At 63.9% G+C, this 19097-nt stretch carries 12 protein-coding genes; 8 read left to right on the forward strand and 4 right to left on the reverse strand.

Annotated features, from left to right (window positions below):
• Positions 1-4: 4 nt before the first annotated feature.
• From Q8L25_RS01330 to Q8L25_RS01340, 3 genes are all read right to left on the reverse strand, one after another.
• Positions 5-1066: a bifunctional nicotinamide-nucleotide adenylyltransferase/Nudix hydroxylase gene (locus tag Q8L25_RS01330; protein WP_308923203.1), complete on the reverse strand. Its 1062-nt coding sequence runs from the start codon at positions 1064-1066 to the stop codon at positions 5-7.
• Positions 1063-2778, reverse strand: coding sequence for an NAD+ synthase (locus Q8L25_RS01335; RefSeq protein WP_308923204.1), 1716 nt, complete (start codon positions 2776-2778; stop codon positions 1063-1065). The genes Q8L25_RS01330 and Q8L25_RS01335 overlap by 4 nt, the downstream gene beginning before the upstream one ends.
• Before the next feature lie 138 nt (positions 2779-2916).
• Positions 2917-5373, reverse strand: coding sequence for a DUF3772 domain-containing protein (locus Q8L25_RS01340; RefSeq protein ID WP_308923205.1), 2457 nt, complete (start codon positions 5371-5373; stop codon positions 2917-2919).
• A gap of 260 nt (positions 5374-5633) precedes the next feature.
• Here Q8L25_RS01340 and tssF point away from each other — a divergent pair, with 260 nt between their 5' ends.
• The 7 genes from tssF (at position 5634) to Q8L25_RS01375 (ending at position 17558) form a co-directional block, all read left to right on the forward strand.
• Positions 5634-7460 (forward strand): type VI secretion system baseplate subunit TssF, encoded by a 1827-nt coding sequence (gene tssF / locus Q8L25_RS01345; protein WP_308923206.1) that lies wholly within the window; start codon positions 5634-5636, stop codon positions 7458-7460.
• Positions 7424-8443, forward strand: coding sequence for a type VI secretion system baseplate subunit TssG (gene tssG / locus Q8L25_RS01350; RefSeq protein WP_308923207.1), 1020 nt, complete (start codon positions 7424-7426; stop codon positions 8441-8443). The genes tssF and tssG overlap by 37 nt, the downstream gene beginning before the upstream one ends.
• 78 nt (positions 8444-8521) lie before the next feature.
• On the forward strand, positions 8522-9841 hold the full coding sequence (locus Q8L25_RS01355) for a T6SS immunity protein Tli4 family protein (protein ID WP_308923208.1): 1320 nt from the start codon (positions 8522-8524) through the stop codon (positions 9839-9841).
• A 35-nt stretch (positions 9842-9876) separates the two neighbouring features.
• The gene (locus tag Q8L25_RS01360) at positions 9877-11529 is read left to right on the forward strand and encodes an alpha/beta fold hydrolase (protein ID WP_308923209.1); all 1653 of its coding nucleotides are present in this window, start codon (positions 9877-9879) and stop codon (positions 11527-11529) included.
• Entirely contained in the window at positions 11526-12809 is a 1284-nt protein-coding gene (locus Q8L25_RS01365) for a T6SS immunity protein Tli4 family protein (protein WP_308923210.1), read from the forward strand. Before Q8L25_RS01360 ends, Q8L25_RS01365 begins: the two co-directional genes overlap by 4 nt.
• Before the next feature lie 82 nt (positions 12810-12891).
• Entirely contained in the window at positions 12892-15693 is a 2802-nt protein-coding gene (locus Q8L25_RS01370; RefSeq protein WP_308923211.1) for a type VI secretion system Vgr family protein, read from the forward strand.
• 173 nt (positions 15694-15866) lie between these two features.
• Positions 15867-17558, forward strand: a complete 1692-nt coding sequence (locus Q8L25_RS01375; RefSeq protein ID WP_308923212.1) for a methyl-accepting chemotaxis protein — start codon at positions 15867-15869, stop codon at positions 17556-17558.
• 6 nt (positions 17559-17564) lie between these two features.
• Here Q8L25_RS01375 and Q8L25_RS01380 read toward each other — a convergent pair whose 3' ends face one another.
• On the reverse strand, positions 17565-18386 hold the full coding sequence (locus Q8L25_RS01380) for a helix-turn-helix transcriptional regulator (RefSeq protein ID WP_308923213.1): 822 nt from the start codon (positions 18384-18386) through the stop codon (positions 17565-17567).
• A gap of 92 nt (positions 18387-18478) precedes the next feature.
• Between Q8L25_RS01380 and Q8L25_RS01385 the strand changes: the two genes are divergently transcribed.
• The gene (locus Q8L25_RS01385) at positions 18479-19090 is read left to right on the forward strand and encodes an MSMEG_1061 family FMN-dependent PPOX-type flavoprotein (protein ID WP_308923214.1); all 612 of its coding nucleotides are present in this window, start codon (positions 18479-18481) and stop codon (positions 19088-19090) included.
• Positions 19091-19097: the final 7 nt, after the last annotated feature.

Consider the following 19097-nt stretch of genomic DNA (forward strand, 5'->3'; position numbering starts at 1 on the left):
AGTGTCAGCGCTCTTCGTGCGTCAGCTTCAAGAAGTGATTCAGGATATGAAAATGATCCTCGAAAAACTCTTCCTCCATCGACGGCAGTGAGGCCAGCGGCAGCCACCGGGCCAGCGCCGCGTCGTCGGCTGCGGAAACCTCGGGCAGCTGGCTGGTCTGCAGGTTGAAATGGTGGGCGTGCGTGATGGTGCGCCCGCGCTGGCTGCGGTCGGGGTGGTCGAACACGGCCACGCCGACCAGCGCTTCTTCCAGGGTCGGCGCCAGCACGCCCAGCTGCGTTTCTTCCGCCAACTCCCTGATCGCACCCTGCAGCAGGCGTTCGCGCGGCTCCAGGAAGCCGCCCGGCAGCGCCCACAAATCCTTGCCCGGATAACCGCCGCGTTTCACCAGCAGCACATGGCCGCCGGTCTGCACCAGCGCGTCGACGGTGCTGAAGATCGGCGCATACGGCGCCGTGCGCCAGCGCGTCTTGTAGGCTTCGATGGCGCGGTGCTCCTGCACCAGCGGCGCATACCACGGCAGCATGGTCCAGGCTTTCAGGTACTGGGCGATCGCCTTCGGCAGCAGCTGCGCCAGCGCGCCCAGCGACACGTCGACATCTTCCGCTTCGAACAGCACCTTGCGGATCGCCGTGGCGCCGATCGGGGCGCCGGCGTCGATCTCCTGGTTCAGCATCTGCCACTGCGGAAAATGGTGCAGATAATAGCTGGTGGCGTCCTTGAAGCAGGCCACCAGGGCCACGCGCGAGGCTGGCACGGCAGCGGCCACCTTGCGGCGCACGCTGTCGGCCCACAGGCCATCGTCGTAGTAATCACGCACGGCCACGTAGTGCACGCGCTCGCGCTGCGCCTCGGGCAGGCTGGCGGCGATCATGGCGGCCCGTTCCTGCCACGTAAACGGGTTCTTCGGGCTGCGCGCATGGAAAGCCGAGCCGAGCACGACCACTACCTGCGCGGCGCTGGCCAGCGCCGCCTGCAGCAGGCCAGCGTGGCCGCTGTGGAATGGCTGGAAACGGCCGATCAATACCGCACAGTCAAAGGCAGGGGGGGAATGTACTGGGCTCATGCGGTGTCTCCGGTGGGGTAGTGGGCGGCGATCGGCAACTGGCGGCCGCTGCCAAAGGCGCGCGATCGCACGCGGATGATGGGCGCCGCCTGGCGCCGCTTGTATTCATTGCGCGCCACCATGCCGAGGATGCGCGTGACCAGGCGGCGGCCTTCCTCGCTCTCGCGCAGCTGGCCGACAAAGGCCAGCGCCTGCGCGCTTTCCGGCGCCGGCAGGCGGTTGCCCTCGATATGCCATTTTAAAATTTCATCGAGCACGGGGTAGGGCGGCAGGCTGTCGGTGTCGCGCTGGCCCGGCGCCAGTTCCGCCGACGGCGGCTTGTCGAGCACGGCGACGGGGATCAGCTCGCGCCCCGCGCTGGCGTTCACATGGCGCGACAGGGCAAATACTTCCGTCTTGTACAGGTCGCCGATCAGACCCAGGCCGCCGTTGGTATCGCCATACAGGGTGCAGTAGCCGACCGAGATTTCGCTCTTGTTGCCAGTGGTCAGCAGCAGCGCGCCAAACGCGTTCGAGTATTCCATCAATATCGTGCCGCGCACGCGGGCCTGCAGGTTTTCCAGTGGCAGGCCGGCCAGTTTGCCGTCGAACGCGGCCGCATAACCGCTTTCATAGTGCGCCACGATGTCGCGGATCGGGTGCGTCAGCAGGGTGATGCCCAGGTTGGCGCACAGGGCCACCGAATCGGTGACGGAGCCGGCGCTGGAAAACACCGACGGCATGGTGATGCCAATGACATTCTCGGCCCCCAATGCTTCGACGGCCAGCGCCAGGGTCAGCGCCGAATCGATGCCGCCCGAGCAGCCGACGACGACCTTTGTAAACTTGCAGCGGCGCGCATAGTCGCGCAAACCCAGCACGATCTGGCGGCGCGCGAATTCCACCGCGGGGATGCCGTCCACATCAGGCACGGGAAACGGCTGGCCATCGGGCTGGCGGAACTGGCCGCCCTCGAAGCGCAGCAATTGAAAATCTTCCACGAAGCGGGCCGCCTCGAACTGCACCCCGGCCTGCGGCGAGATGGCGAACGAGGCGCCGTCGAACACCAGCTGGTCGTGGCCGCCGACCTGGTTGACGAACAGCAGCGGCAGCTCCAGGCGGCGGCAGGCGGCGCCGAACACGGCGTGGCGCAGCGCGCGCTTGCCGATATCGGACGGGCTGGCGTTGATGCTGACCACCAAGTCGGGCCGCGCCGCCTGCAGCGAGGCGAACGGATTGACGGCGTAGGCCTTGCCTTCGTCGTTCCAGCCGTCTTCGCAGATCATGAAGCCCACCTTGTGGCCGGCCACCTCCAGGGTGCAGGCCACCGGTGGCCCCGCCTCGAAATGGCGGCCCTCGTCGAAGATGCCGTAGGTGGGCAACAACTGCTTGTAGTATTCGGCGACGATCTGGCCGTTCCGGATCGCCAGCAGCGCGTTGTGCAAGGGCTTGCCAGGGCCGGGGTTGGGCCGCGCCGTCCCGAGCACGGTGACCAGCGCCGGCCAGCGTTTTGATGCCTGCAGCACCGTCTGCAGCGCCGCGTCCATGCTGCGCAAGAAGGCGGCATCCTCGAACAGGTCGCCCGGGTAATAGGCGCTCAAGGTCAGCTCGGAAAATACCACCATCTGCGCGCCACCGTCGCTGGCGCGGCGCATCTGGTCGAGGACGGCGGCGGTGTTGGCGTCGAAATCGCCGATGGTGAAATTGCGCTGGGCGATGGCAATCGTAAGCATGGTGTTCCTTCGGCAGAAATACGTGGAGACGCTATCGTGCCTGAAAACGGACAAATGGTACTGATGCAATCGTGCAAGAGCATGCCGCTCCTGATTGTTTCACGTGAAACGTGATCAGGAGCGGGGCAGGGATGGGCCTCAGGCGCCCAGCGGCGGGGCGGACGGCGATGGCGCCGAAGGGGCGGCGGCCGAAATGGCCGGCGCTTCGAGCTGCGTCGGCAAGGCGCTCAGTATCATGGTGTTCGGCTTGGCGATCGAGATCTCGGCGGCATCGAGGCGCTTGAGCAGTTCGAACAGCAGGGCGCTGCGGATACCCGACGTCAGGCGCGGCGAGGAGGCAAAGCCGGTGGCGTTGAACAGCAGGTTGCCATTGTCGATGCCGTCGAGCTGCACGCTGGGCGCCGGTGTGTCGAGCACATCATGGTTGTCGACAAACACGCCCAGGATCAGCGCGCGCGCCGCTTCCGCATCGGTGCCCAGCGGCAGCGGCAGCTTGACCTGCACCAGGCCCAGCGGGCTGGCGTGGGTGACGTTGCGCACCGTCTTGGTAATGAATTCCGAGTTCGGCACGATCACCGTCGAGCGGTCGCCCATCTGGATTTCGGTGGCGCGCACATTGATGCGGCGGATATCGCCTTCGACGCCACCCAGCGAGACCCAGTCGCCCACTTTGACGGGGCGTTCGGCCAGCAAAATCAAACCCGACACAAAGTTCTGCACCACCGCCTGCAGGCCGAAACCGATACCAACCGACAGGGCCGACGCCACCCATGCGATGCGTTCCAGCCCGATGCCGGCCGACGACAGCGCCAGCGCCACGGCGATGATCGCGCCGACATAGCCGAACAGGGTCAGGAACGAGGTCTGCATGCCCGAATCGAGATTGGTGGTCGGCAAGTAGCTGTTTTGCAGCCAGCGCTTGAAAAAGCCCACGCCGATATAGCCGACCAGCAGCACCAGCAAGGCCTGGATCACGGAGCCGGGGCGGATCGCCACTTCGCCGATGGCCAGGCCATCCTGCAACTTGCCCAGGCGCTGGAACAGTTCGGCCGGCCCTTCACCGAACGGCGCCAGCAGCAGCATCAGCATCAGCAGCACGATCAGGGCGCGGCCCAGGCCCGACAGCAGCACGGCCGCCTGGTCGCGCGCCTTCGGCGTGGCCAGCACCGGGTTGCTCGAGTCCGGCGGCGGCGGGCGCGAAGCGAGCAACATGCACACATCGTCGACCAGCACCGTCAGCAGGTAGGTGGTGCAGACCACCACCATGATCCAGGTGATCTGCTTGGTGACAAAGCTGCCGAAGGCCACATAACCGACCAGCAGGCTGATCAGGCTCACCGCCAGCGCCAGCCACAGCACCACCACCACGCAGCGCAGCCACAGCGGCGTGACGGGCGAATCCGGGTCGGCGGCGCGCACCTGGCGCCAGCAGCGTTCGGCGCGCAGCAAGCCGTAGGCCACCGTAATGCTCAGCACCAGCGCGACGATGCAGTTGACCGCCACCGCCGTCGACAAGCCCGTATTGATGACGATGGAGACGCGCTCGGCAGCCCATACCAGCACCATCACCAGCGCGAACACGGTCGGGTAGCGGCCCATGCGCGCCGCCAGCGCGTCGGACAGCGGCAGCAGGCGCCACGAGGTGCGGTTCGGCGACAGCAGGGCGTGGCCGAGCCCGGCCGTGAAACCGGCAAAGCAGATCACGCCGACCAGGCTGCCAAGGAACACGCTGGTCTTGTCCGACAGGTTGCCGCTCCAGCGCATGCCGAAGGCCAGCAGCTCGGCCACCAGGCCCGGCGTGGCCAGCGCCAGCACCAGCACGGCCAGCGCATGCAGCGAGCGGCGCAGCCGGCCGTGCGGCACGCGGGTCGAGGTCAGCATCAGCAGATGGCGCGAGATCCACACGCTGGCCGCCAGCAGCAGCACGATGCAGACAAAGATGATGGCCCATACCGAGACCGGCGTGGCGCGCGCCGCATCGACCAGCTCCTGTCCCAGGTTTTGCAGGCGCATGCGGGTCTGCGGCCATTCGGCGTGCAGCTGCTTCCAGAAGGCGCCGGCCAGGATCGACGAGGTCCGCTCGCCCAGGCGCGCCTGCAGCTGCGCGCGGCGCACCGTGGTCACTTGCTCCGAAGCTTGCGCCGCTTCCACCGACAACAGCCGCGCCAGCTTCACCTGTGAGTCGAGCTCGCTGCTGCTGTGATCGAGCTGCTTGCGCTGCTCGGCCACGTCGGGCGCGTCCTTGGCGCCGGCGGCAGGCTTGCCCAGCTCGGCCAGGCGTGCCTGCACCCCGGCCAGCTGCGGTTCGATATCGGCCGCCACCTTGTCGGCCTCGGCGCTGGCGGCCAGCGCATCGGCCTTCATTTGCGACAGCGCCGCGTCCGGCACATCGGCCTCGCCGTCCAGGGTCTTCTGGATCGTGGTGATCTGCTTGCGCAAGGTGTCGAGGCGCTGGTCGACCGTGGCGGCGTCGTCATCGGCCTGGGCCCAGGCGGGACTGGCGCCAAATGACAAGGCCAGCAGCAGTGCCAGCAAAAAAGGAAGGAATAGCGTGGAAGGCCGTCGGTAGCGGCGGAAAAGGGAAAAAGAAATCATGCGGGTCCATCGGCTAAGTAAAAACAATCGGGGCAGGCGAAAAGCATCGGCCATGGCGGCAAGCGGTGTCGCGCAAAAAACAACTGTACGGTAAACAGGCACAGCCTAGCGCACTCTTGGGAGCAACAGCAGGATTTTTCAGCGGCATGCAAACAGCCTCGACCGCCAATTTAGTTGTCCTGGATCAATGAAAGGCAACTGCTGACTGTCATCATGGTTTTCCCTCATGGTCTCGTTCTGTACCTGGAGCTGTGGAAACGATGGAACAACTGCTGCCCTATTTCGAACGTGAACTCGGCATCTTGCGACGTGCCTGCCGTCAGTTCGCGGAGCGCTATCCGCAACTGGCCGGCGAGTTACTGCTGATGGGCGAGTCCAGCGCCGATCCCAACATCGAGTTGCTGATACAGGCCAGCGCCTTGCTTACGGCGCGCGTCAGCAAACGCCTCGATGACGACTACACAGACTTCACGGCGGCGCTGCTGGGCATGCTATATCCGCATTACCTGCGCCCGATGCCCTCGTATTCGGTCGCGCGCGTGGATTATGGCGACGCCAGGGCCAACGCCATCAACAGCGTGAGCGTGCTGCCGCGCGGCACTGAACTCAAATCGGGCAACGGCACCACGCCATGCAAGTTCAGGACTGCCTACCCGGTCGTGATCGCTCCCGTGGCCATTACCGAGGTCCGTTGCCAGGCACAGATCGACGCGCCGGCGGTGTGCGCCATACCGCCACAGGCAAGCGCGCATATCAGCATAGGCATCGCCAGCACATCGAATGCCGGCGCGCTGCAACAGCTGGCTTTGCCATCACTGCGCATCTTCATCGATGGCGAGCCGGCATTGCGTGCCACACTGCGCGACGCCTTGTTTCTGCGGACGCTGCGTGCCTGGGTCGAAATCGACGGCGACGGCCGCTGGCTGGCGCTCGATGACATTCCATTGGCCACCACCGGCTTTACGCCCGACGACGCTTTGCTACCGCATGAAACGGTACAGCAGCCGGCCTACAGGCTGCTGACCGAATACTTTGCCTACCCTGAAAAATTCAATTTTCTTGACCTTGACCTGGCCTCGTTACTGGCCCGCAGCACCGCGCCTTGCCATGGCGTGCGCCTGCATCTGATCCTGGCCGGCGTCAACGGCAATGGTTTATTACGAACATTATCAAAAAATAATTTTCTACTTGGCTGCACGCCGGTCATCAACCTGTTCAGCCAGGCTGCCACACCGATCCGGCTCAACCACCGCAGCAGCGAATACCCCTTGCTGCCGGATCAACTGGCCGGCCCGGCTGGCGACATCTACAGCATTGACAGCGTGCACCGCGTGCCTGCGGCGCAACAGCGCGCGGCGCTGACTGAATATCTGCCCTTTTATTCGACACGCCATGGCCGTGCCGACAGCGGCCATTACTGGCTGGCGCGGCGCCATGACACCATGCTGGCGGCCAGTACCGGCCATGAACACAGCATCGCCTTTGTCGACCGTAATTTCGCGCCCGGCAACACTAATAACTGCACCATGTCGATCCGCCTCACGTGCAGCAACCGCGACACGCCAGCCACCTTGCACTATGGCTTGCCAGGCGGCGACCTGCGCGCCGACAGCGGCACCGGAAATTATCCGATCCGCTTTCTGCGCAAGCCGACCGCCACGCAGCGTTTCGCAAGCGGACGCGGCAAGGCGTGGGGTTTGATTGCCCATCTGGCACTGAATCACCGCTCGCTGTGCAACGACGGCCTGGATGCGTTTCTGGCCATGCTGCGTCTGTATGCCCAGCCTGGCAACACGCTGTCGCAGCGCCAGATCAACGGCATTGTCGGCCTCAGTCATTGCGCCGCCAGTGCCTGGCTGCATGACCAGCATGGCGCCGCCTATGTGAGGGGCGTAGAAATCAGCGTGACCCTCGATGAAAGTGCGTATGTCGGGGCCAGCATGCACGCCTTCATCGTGTTGCTCGATCATTTTTTTGGCCAGTATGTCCACCTGAACAGTTACACCCAGGTGGTGGCCCTGTCCCATTCCTCCGGGAAGGAGTTGCTACGATGCCTGCCTCGCAACGGCGCCCTGCCGCTGGTGTAATCGATCAATTGCTGGCCGAACCGCAGCGCTTCGAATTTTTTCAGGCGGTGCACTTGATCGAGCTGTGGCTGCGCCAAAACGGTCTCGATCCGGATGGCGACTATCTGCGCTTTCGCAATCGCATGTCGCTGTCGTTTCCAGCGGCGCAGATCGACAGCCTGCAAACGCCGGCCGGCATGGGCGAAGCCTGCACCTTGCTGGCCGCGCTGCGGTCGTCAGACTTGCATCAGATCGATCTGACTCCAGCCTTTATGGGTTTTCTTGGAGGCAATGGCGTATTGCCCCTGCATTACACGCAGCGCCTGGCAGAGCATGAGGCGGACAGCAAGAGCGATGGCCCGCGTGCCTTTTTCGACCTGTTTTCACACCGCGCGGTGGCCCTTTTTTACCAGGCTTGGCAGCACCATCGCCTCGACGCGCTACAGGACGTACGGGGCGAGGATACCTTGCTGCCGCTGCTGCAGGCGCTGGCCGGCGCGCCGGCGGAAACGCCGGACGCCCGCATCGCCCGGTATGCGGTGCAATGGCGTGCCAGAAGCATGCCGGCCGACATCATGGCCAGCGTGCTGGCCGACTATTTTGGCGTAACCGTCCACGTCCAGCCGCTGGTAGGTCATTGGCAAGACGTCCCGATGCACGACCAGGCGCAACTGGGCGTGGCACACGTATCCCTTGGCGCGGGAGTGCTGCTCGGCAAGCGCCTGTACAGCCGCGACAGCCTGGTGCGCGTGCGCATCGGCCCGCTCGAACACTATATGTTCGAGCAACTCCTGCCCGGCGCCCCGGCGTCGCTGGCACTGAAGGACATGCTGGGCAAATTTTGCGGCGCGGGCCTGACGTTTGAAATCGAGTTGGTGCTGCGCCGGCAGGACGTGCAAGGCATCACCCTGGGCGGCGCTGCTCGCCTGGGCAATCACGCGTTTTTGTGCATTGTGCCGGAAACCCGGGACCGCGACGACCTGTGCTATCTGCTGCAACCGTAGCAATCCCTTGTTCGTGACCTAAGGAGCACACATGGCCAAGCCCCCCAGTACACGATCCCACTTGCCGCAGGAGCGCGCATGAAACGCACTCTGCACAATATCACGCCGCGCCAGCAGGCCCTTATCGTCTGTGTGACCCTGAGCCTGCTCGTTGGCGCGTATTCCATCCGCAGTTTCCACGATCTGATCAAGGTGCAAACGATGACGCAAACCATGAAAACCATGTGCGTGGGCCGCTTCCTGATCGACGTGCCGGTTGACGCGCCCGTCTCGTTCCGGCCCGCCTTTCTGTCGGGCTGGACCATTTCAACCAGGATCGACGAAACCGACCAGCAGTTTGCCGAGCGCCTGGCGGCCAAGGAAGCGGAGTTGAGAGCGGCCAGGAATGAAAAAGGCTGGGAAAGCCTGGAAACAGTGCTGCCCGTCAGGCATGACATGGTGCAAGGCAAGGTATTTGTATTTGACCGCACCTGGTCGCATTTCTTTGAAGACGGAAAACGCATGGAAACGCAAGCCGCCGCCGTCCATGGCTATATCCGCACCGGCCAGACCAGCCTCGATTTTACTGCCAGATACCTCAACACCGAGGACGCCAGGGAACTCGCTCAACTGGTCACCCAGGTGCGCGCCCTGAAGGAGGGAGAAGTTCCCACTGCCCCCGGTTTTTGCTTCGGCCGCGCCATGCTGCTCGACCCGCTGCTGGCCAGCCAGAATGAGCGCGTCACGATGTTTGTCGGCATCAAGGATCATCCGGATATATCGATTGCCGTCTATACCGCTGCTGGGCTAAAACCCGACCGCTCGCTGCTTGGCAGAGCCGCGAGGGGCGCAACTAGGCAAAAGTATGCATCGCGATTTCATACTTTTCGCAGTGGCAGCAAAAAGCTGGCCGGCTTGGCTGGTGAAGAATTACTGGAAAAGGTGAATGAAGAAAATGGCACCACCGGCCATAGTTTTCAATGGGAATCATTTGATAAAAGGGACGATGTATTTACGCCCAAGCTGTCCCTGGAATTAGGCAGCGGCTATGGACGTCCAGGCAAACCGGTCGCTTCCAGCCTGTGGGACGACGCCATTCTCGCGCTGTGGGACAAGCTGGCCGACAGCCTGCGCGTACGCCCCACCATCTTTCCGGTGCCCAAAGTAGCGCCAGGGCCGGCGCTGGCCAGCACCGCGCGCTCGGGCGAACCTTGCCCGTCCACCGGCTGGTGGCGCTGTACTAATGGCGCCGGGTTGCTGATCGCGGGTGGCGAGCGGCAGTTCTTTACGGCCGGCACACGCCTGCCGCAAGCCCGGCTGGCGCCGCCATCAGCGCTATGGCAGCGCCTGCGCAAGAGAGCCGAGCCGATGCCCAGCCGCTGGGTCCTGGCCGACGCCGAGGCGCCGCCACCCAGGTAGCGCTGATTCTTCTTACGCCAACCCAAGGAGCAAGCATGGATGAACCGACCCGCACGATGCCGCACCCGCAATTGCAGCCCGACGGCAGCGTGCGCGGACGGCTGACCTTGACGCCGAAGGAACTCACCACCCGCGCCCTGTTCACCCTGCCGCCATCGCGCGTGATACCGGTGATCGTGCTACCCGGCACCATGGGCAGCAATTTACGCGCCACCACCAATCCGGCGCAGCCGCAGAACCAGGCGCTGGCTCCCGGCGAAGAGGCCTGGCGGCCGCCGAATGGCAGTTACGCTGGCATAAAGGAGGGAAAAAAATGGGACGATAGAGATGCCGCTCTTCGCCAACAAATTCTCGATCACGAAACACTGGAAGTCGATGACCAGGGCGAAATCGACCTGCCCATGCTTGCCGCCGCCGATGGCATCGGCGCGGAGCAGTCGCGCGAACGGGGCTGGGGCCAGGCCCACTGGGACAGCTATGGCGCCTTGCTCTACACACTGGAACGCAATCTCAATGCCACGTTCTACAACTTCAATGGCACACGCACGCTGGAAAGCCATTGGCAGGTCATCAACTCATTCGACCGGGAACGCTGGGGCTGGCCCGGTGCGGTCACCGGCGTGGTCAAACCGCTGCTCGACAGCGAATTTGAACAGTTCGCCAAACATCATTTCCCCGTGTATGCGCATGGCTACAACTGGATGGCCTCCAATGAAGACAGCGCCAGGCTGCTGCAATCGCGCATAGAACGCATCATCGCTTTCTGGGCCGGGCGCAAGCAGGTCTGCACGCAGGTGATCCTGGTGACCCATTCGATGGGCGGCCTGGTGGCCCGCGCCTGCGCCAAAAACATACCGAACAGCATCGCCGGCATTATCCATGGCGTAATGCCGACCCTGGGCGCTCCGGTCTGCTTCAGCCGGATTGCCTGCGGCACCGAGACCACGCGTCCCGGCGCCGGCAAGATCGATACCATCGCGCTGGAGGTGGTGGCGAAAATTGTCGGACCGAGCGCGGCGGACACCACCGCCGTAATGGCCACCGCGCCCGGCGCGCTGGAACTGCTGCCCACCCATCTGTACCAGCGCAAATGGCTGCATATTGCCAGCATCCAGAGGGATGCGCCCGTCAACCAGCATTTCAGTCTGCCGGAAGGAAATCCCTACGATTTTTACCGCGATACCAAGCCCTGGTATCGCCTGATCGATCCGGCATTGGCCGATCCCGCAGACAAATACAAGGCAAACCTGGCACATACCCTGCGCAAAACTGTGGATCAAGCGGAAAGATTTCACCGGCAAATCATTGACACCTACTATCACCCGAATACTTATGCCTTCTATGGCGATGACGCGCTGCCCACCTTTGGCGAGTTTCGCTGGACGGCAATAGCATCGCTGGCGGGAAAATCGGTCACCGCCATCAAGGCGGGCCGTGGCATGGGCAACACCTTTGGTGGCGGACGCAGCGTCATGTTCCCGGACAGCGGCAGCATGTACTTTGAACGCCAGCCGCAGGACGCCAATGGCGACGGCACCGTGCCATCGCATTCGGGCGCCGGCCCGCTCGGCAAGATCAAGCACCTGTTCGCCACGCGCGGCTATGACCATCAGGGCTGCTACAACGACAAGGCCATGATCGCCCTGACGCAGCACCTGATCGTGCGCATCGTGCAGGACCTCGCATGAAACGCACTCTGCACAATATCACGCCGCGCCAGCAGGCCCTTATCGTCTGTGTGACCCTGAGCCTGCTCGTTGGCGCGTATTCCATCCGCAGTTTCCACGATCTGATCAAGGTGCAAACGATGACGCAAACCATGAAAACCATGTGCGTGGGCCGCTTCCTGATCGACGTGCCGGTTGACGCGCCCATCTCGTTCCGGCCCGCCTTTCTGTCGGGCTGGACCATTTCCACCAGGGTCGACGAAACCGACCAGCAGTTTGCCGAGCACCTGGCGGCCAAGGAAGCGGAGTTGAGAGCGGCCAGGAATGAAAAAGGCTGGGAAAGCCTGGAAACAGTGCTGCCCGTCAGGCATGACATGGTGCAAGGCAAGGTATTTGTATTTGACCGCACCTGGTCGCATTTCTTTGAAGACGGAAAACGCATGGAAACGCAAGCCGCCGCCGTCCATGGCTATATCCGCACCGGCCAGACCAGCCTCGATTTTACTGCCAGATACCTCAACACCGAGGACGTCAGGGAACTCGCTCAACTGGTCACCCAGGTGCGCGCCCTGAAGGAGGGAGAAGTTCCCACTGCCCCCGGTTTTTGCTTCGGCCGCGCCATGCTGCTCGACCCGCTGCTGGCCAGCCAGAATGAGCGCGTCACGATGTTTGTCGGCATCAAGGACCATCCGGATATATCGATCGTCCTCGATACCGCTGCCGGGCTGAAGTCGGACCCGTCCTTACTAGCTCGGCACAATAATAGCTACCGGCAGGAGCATGCATCGCACTTTCACATATTACGAAGCGGGCCAAAAAGTCACGCCGGCATGCAAGGCGAAGAATTGCTGGAACGCGTGCGGGAAGACAATGGCAATCTGCGGCACAGTTTTGATTGGGAGGGCCATGACAATCCGAAAGATTTGTTCAAGCCCCAACTTTCATTGAGCTTGGGCAGCGGCTACAGCCGACCGGGAAGACACGTAACGTCCAGCCTGTGGGACGACGCCATCCTGGCGCTGTGGGACAAGCTGGCCGACAGCCTGCGCGTACGCCCCACCATCTTGCCGCTGCCCGAAGTAGCGCCGGGGCCGGCGCCGGCCAGCACCGCGCGCTCGGGCGAGCCTTGCCCGTCTACCGGCTGGTGGCGCAGCACCAATGGCGCCGGGTTGCTGATCGCGGGTGGCGAGCGGCAGTTCTTTACGGCCGGCACACGCCTGCCGCAAGCCCGGCTGGCGCCACCGTCAACGCTATGGCAGCGCCTGCGCAAGAGAGCCGAGCCGATGCCCAGCCGCTGGTAGCTGCCACCGACACCCCGCCGGTCTTGCCGCCAACGTGAACGCGGCCTGGCACATCCGCCCCTTTCATCCGCAGGAGACTCTCATGGCAAGCGACAACAATGAATTTTTACAATTCATGCAGCTGGAAAAACTGCTGCATACGGCGAACCGCCCCTTGCGCCTGCGCCTGTGCCATGCGGAGGGTGTCAGCGAAGACATGCTGTTGCCGCAACAGGTCTTCGGCACTACGGCAGTGTGCGGCGCGCTGGAGTACCGCGTGCTATGCCTGTCGACCAGCGCAGTTTTACCGTTGAAGCAACTGATCGCGCTGCCAGCGGCCATCGACATCGTCACCGACCGGGGCGACTTGTGCAGCGTCTGCGGCATCGTTGCCGAAGCCAGCGCCGGCGACAGCGATGGCGGCGTCGCCACCTATCAGCTGGTGCTGCGCGACGCGCTGTCGATCATGGAAAAACGCATCAACACCAGGGTCTTTCGCCATCTGGCCGAGATCGATATCGTGAAGTTGATCATCGGCGAATGGCGCCAGGCCAGCACCGTGCTGGCTGCCGCCTTCCACTGCGAAGTCGACCCCGTGCTGCAAGAGCGTGCCGGGCTGCCGCGCGAATTCACCATGCAACACAATGAATCGGATGCCGCCTTTATCCGGCGCCTGCTGAAGCGGCGCGGCATCGCCTGGTTCTTCCGCGCCGGCGCCAGTGCCGGAACGGGGCCTGCAGCGGTACCGGTGCACACGATGGTGATGTTCAACGACGCCGACAGCCTGCGCCAGAGCGCGGCAGGCAGCGTGCGCTACCATCGCGACGCGGCCACGGAAGAGCGTGACAGCCTGACCTCATGGAGCGCCGTGCGCACGCTCCAGCCCGCCAGCACCGGCCAGCATAGCTGGGATTACAGCTATCCGCTGAGCCCGCACTTCATGACCAGTCACGCGCGCGGCGCCACCGACCAGGGCCATAGCGGCAACGACCTGGCGGCCCTGCTCGATGACTATCAATTGCTGGCCCCGCATGTGGGCAACGATCATGAAGACTTGTGCTCGCTGGGGCGCTTGCGCATGCAACGCCATGACCTGGAGGCGAAATGCTTCCATGCGGAAGGCAGCGTGCGCGACCTGTGCGTCGGCGAATATTTCAACCTGTCGGGCCACCCTGAAGTCGATACGCATGCGTTGCAGGAGCGCGAGTTCGTTGTCACGGCGCTGCGTGTCAATGTCCGCAATAATCTTCCTGCGGCGCTGCTGGCCAAGGCCGAACGCCTGTTTGCGCGCCACCGCTGGATGCAGGCAAGCGGCGCCGGCACGGAAGACTATTTCACCGTGCTGGAAGGCAGCGCGGTACGCATGCAGATGCAATTGACCGCCATACGGCGTGGCATTCCCATCGTACCGGCGTTTGATGCGGCAACGGATATGCCGCATCCGCACCTGCAAAGCGCGCTGGTGGTCGGTCCGGCGGCAGAGGAAGTCCATTGCGACCAGTTGGGGCGGGTAAAAATCCGCTTTCCGGCCACCCGCGCGCAAGACCATGAGCATGCGCATGGCGCTGGCGCGGCCGACAACGAGGCCGATTCGGCCTGGGTGCGCGTGGCGTCGAACTGGGCCGGCAATGGGGCGGGTAGTCTGCACCAGTGCGGCACCTTGGGCCTGCCGCGTATCGGCGCGGAAGTCCTGGTGGCCTTCATGGGTGGCGATCCCGACAAGCCCATCATCGTCGGCCAGTTGTACAACCAGAACGGACAGCCGCCTGCGCTCAGCAGTGCAGGCGAGTTGCCCGGCAACCGCTATTTGTCCGGCATCAAAAGTCGCGAGATAAAAGGCCAGCGTGGCAACCAGTTGCGCTTCGACGATGGCACCGGGCAGATCAGTGTGCAACTGGCCAGCGATCATGGCGCATCGCAACTGAACCTGGGCTGGCTGACCCGGCCCAAGACCGACGGCCATGGCGCGCCGCGCGGCGAGGGTGCGGAGTTGCGCAGCGATCAGGCGGTGGCGGTACGTGGCGGCAAGGGCGTGCTGATCAGCGCTCACGGCGCCGCCAATGGCGAAAATGTACAGCTGGAACGCGCCGCACTGATCGGCGTGGCCGACCTCTTGCAGGGCGTGGCGAACCAGCTGGGCAAGCTGGCGGGCATCCATGCGAAAGACCAGACCGATGACGCAGAGCTGAGCCGCCTGCTGGGCATCCTGAAACACTGGCATCAGGGCAGCAATGTGGCCAGGGGCGGCGGTACGCCGGACGCCATCGTGGCGGCCACCGCACCCGATGGCATGATACTGAGCAGCCAGGCCAGCATGCTGGTGGGAGCGGAAAACACCCTGCAGATGGTATCGGCCAGCCATGCGCATCTGGCCAGCGGACAAGGTTTGTTCCTGCGCGCGGCGCGCGGCATCAGTGTGTTCGCGCATCAACTGGGACTCAAATTGATTGCCGCCAGCGGCAATGTGCTGGTGCAGGCGCATCAAGGTGATATTGAGCTGAGCGCCACAGGCAAGATTCGATTGACGGCCGGCGAGGGCATCGAGATCCAGGCGCCAGCCGTCAAGATCGTGGCGCAGGGCGCACAGGCCGACTATGGCGGCGGCGCGATCACACAGCAAAGCAGCGGTCCCCACGCAATCAAATCTTCGCTGTTTGCGCACAGCCAGCCCGGTGGCGGCAGTGTTCCTGAAGTCAGCTTTCCCACCACCAGCTTGAAAGCCGATGAACGCGTGGTCCTGCGCGACCGCCAGACCATGCTGCCGATCAAGAACCGCCGCTTCTGCGCCACCCTCGACGATGGCCGCAGCATCAGCGGCAGCACCGATGCCGATGGCTGCTCGGAACTACTCGAGAGCGCGGCGATGCAGAACGCCAGTATCGACTTCTTTCCGGAAGAATCGTAATAAAAGCCATGAATATGAGCTGCGCGCAATGACGCCGCAGCCGCATGTGGTGACAATGCGGTCTACGTCTATTGCACTATAGATATGTGATATGAAAAAGACTAGTATCGTGTGCCCAGGACAACGTGCTTCGCAGGCGCGGCCGGTCCTCCCACTTCCTTATCGAGCCCATCATGAAGTTCATCTCCAACATCAACATCGGCAAACGCCTTGCGCTGGGCTTTGGCGCCATCAGCGCCATGCTGATCGTCATTTCCTTCCTGGGCCTGGCCATGCTGGGCAAAATCAACCAGGGCACCGACCATATCGTGAAGGACAGCATGCCGAAGATCGCGATTGCCAATGCGCTGGCGGACCACGTCAACGATATCGCCATCGCCCTGCGCAACAATATGCTGACCACCGATCCGGCCGACCGGCAAAAACAAGTGGGCGCCGTGCTGGCCGCGCGCGAAGCGGCGGTGGCCGACATGGCCAGGCTCGAGCGCATCGCCAACCTGCCGCGCGAACGCGAGCTGCTGGCGCAGCTGCGCGCCGCCCACGTGCGCTATGCCGAAGGCCAGGACCATCTGCTCGACCTGGTGAAAACCAGCACCCTGGAAGAAGCGCGTACGTATATGTACGACCAGGTGCGCGCCATGCTCGACGCCTACAAGCGGCTGATCGCGCAAGAGATCGCCTTGCAAAGCGAGCAGGCCACGATGAACGCCGCCAGCGCGCACGACACCTATCTCACCACGCGGCTGCTGCTGATCGCGCTGTCGGGCGTCGCCCTGCTGTGCGCCGCGCTGCTGTCGTACCTCATCACCCATTCCGTCACCAAGCCGGTGGCGCAGGCCTTGAAGGTGGCCCATACGGTGGCCGCTGGCGATCTCAGCAGCACCATCATCATCGAATCGCGCGATGAAATGGGCCAGCTGCTGCAAGCGCTCAAGAGCATGAACGACAGCCTGGCGCGCACGGTGGGCACGGTGCGCGCCGGCACCGACGCCATCGCGGCCGCCTCGGCCCAGGTGGCGGCCGGCAGCCAGGACCTGTCGTCGCGCACCGAGCATGAAGCCAGTTCGCTGGAAGAGACGGCCTCGTCGATGGAAGAGCTGACCGCGACCGTCAAGCAGAACGCCGACAACGCGCGCCAGGCCCATGTGCTGGCCGATACCGCCTCGGGCGCGGCCCAGCGCGGCGGCGCCATGATCACGCAGGTGGTCGCCACGATGGACCAGATCAGCCAGTCGTCGAGCAAGATCACCGACATCATCGGCGTGATCGACGGCATCGCGTTCCAGACCAATATCCTGGCCCTGAACGCGGCGGTGGAAGCGGCGCGCGCCGGCGAACAGGGGCGCGGCTTCGCCGTGGTCGCCACCGAGGTGCGCAACCTGGCGCAACGGTCCAGCCAGGCGGCCAGGGAAATCAAGAATTTGATCGATGATTCGACCAGTTCGGTGGCCAGCGGCAGCGCGCTGGTGCACCAGGCCGGCGCGTCCATGACCGACCTGGTCGACAGCGTGCGCCGCGTGACCGACATCATGGGCGAAATCACCTCGGCCAGCGCCGAACAGACGGCCGGCATCGAACTGATCAACCGCGCCATCAGCGACATGGACATCGACACCCAGGAAAACGCCGCCCTGGTCGAGGAATCGGCCGCCGCCGCCGCCGCCCTGCGCGAACAGGCCGCCACCCTGGCGCAGGTGGTCAGCGTATTCAAGCTGGGCGACCAGCCGGCCGTCGCCAAACCAGCAGACGCCGTAATCGTTACCGTGCCGCTGGCCAGGCCGGCGCCAGCGCCGGTGCCTGTAGCGGCTCCCGCCAAGAAGCAGCAGCAGGCGGAACCGGCACTGTCGGAGTGGGAAGAGTTTTAACGACGTCTAACCCTCGTCCGTTGGTGTCAATCCCACCGCAAAATACCGCCCCGGCGTAGTACCGAAGGTACGCCGGAACAGGGCGATAAAGGCGCTGACATTGTCGTAGCCCAGATCAAACGCCACCGCCGTCACGGGCAAGCCGCCGGCCAGCAGTTCCAGCGATCGCAGCAGGCGCACGCGCTGGCGCCAGGCGGTCAGGCTCATGCCGGTTTCCACCGCAAAGCGGCGGCTCAGGGTGCGCGGCGCCAGGTTGGCCCAGACGGCCCATTGCTCCAGCGTGCGCGGATCGGCCGGGTCGGCGATCAGGGCGTTGGCGATGCGCAGCAAACGCGCTTCGCGCGGCAGGCTCAGGCCCAGCGCGTCGACCGGCGCGGCGGCGATCTCATCCAATAACACTTGCGCCACTTGCGCGCGGGCGCGATCCAGTGGCGCCACCTCCCACTGCGCCGCGCGCAGCACCGCTTCGCGCAACAGCCCCGACACTTTGATCGCGCACGGCAGCTGCGGCAACTGCGCGCAACGCTCGGGCGCCACATACACGGCCCAGCCCGAAAACGGACCATGCGACCGGGCCGCATGCGTGCACGAGGACGGTATCCAGACGGCATGCGTGGTGGGAATGGTCCAGGCGCCGGCGTCGGTACGCACCGTCAGCAAGCCCGAAAACAGGCCCAGCAGCTGCCCCGGCGGATGGCTGTGCGGCATCGACTCGCGCGGCGCGCTTTCCTTGCCCGTGACGGCGATCAGGGGCGGCTCGCCATCGGCCATGGTCACGGCGTGATGCAGCTTGATTTCCAGCGGGGCGAGTGGGGTGGCAGTGGACATGGCGCGATCGGGCTATTGATTGGCATCCATAGCTTAGCAGCGCCATGGTTTGGGCGCTATGGTGGTGATCATCACCGCTTCCAGGATAAACCATGACCAACGTGAATTTAAGTGAGCTGTACGCGCCGCCGTCCGACATGATCGTCAAGGCCGTGCTCGACCATCTGCTGCCGTTTCACCTGAGCTATCTGAAAGCGGCGACCTTCTTTTGCCTGGCCAGCGGCAGCGCCGACGGCCTCGACGCCTCGCCGCGCGGCGGCGCAGCGGGCTTCGTGCATGCGCTGGACAACAAGACGGTCGCCTTTGCGGACTGGCCCGGCAATAACCGCATCGCCTCGCTGACCAACCTGCAGAGCGACGACCGCATCGGCATGCTGTTCCTGTTCCCCGGCCTGGAAATCTTCATGCGCATCAACGGCCATGCGGCGATGTCGATGCATCCCGAACTGCTGCGGGCGCTGGCCGAAGGCGCACGCCTGCCGAAGACCGCCATCGTGGTAAAGATCGATGAAGTACTGTTTCACTGTGGCAAAGCCATCAACCGGGCGAAACTATGGCACCCCGATTCGATGCTCGACCGCAAGAGCCTGCCGTCACCGGGCGAGATCGTGGCCGCCATCACGGGCGCGGACAGCGCCACGGCGCAGGCCATGAATGAGGGTTATTACACGGCAATCCGCGGCAAGCTGTACGAAGAACATTAACAAGCGA

Origin of the sequence: Janthinobacterium sp. J1-1 (genome assembly GCF_030944405.1) — a bacterium.
Taxonomy (GTDB): Bacteria; Pseudomonadota; Gammaproteobacteria; order Burkholderiales; family Burkholderiaceae_D; genus Janthinobacterium.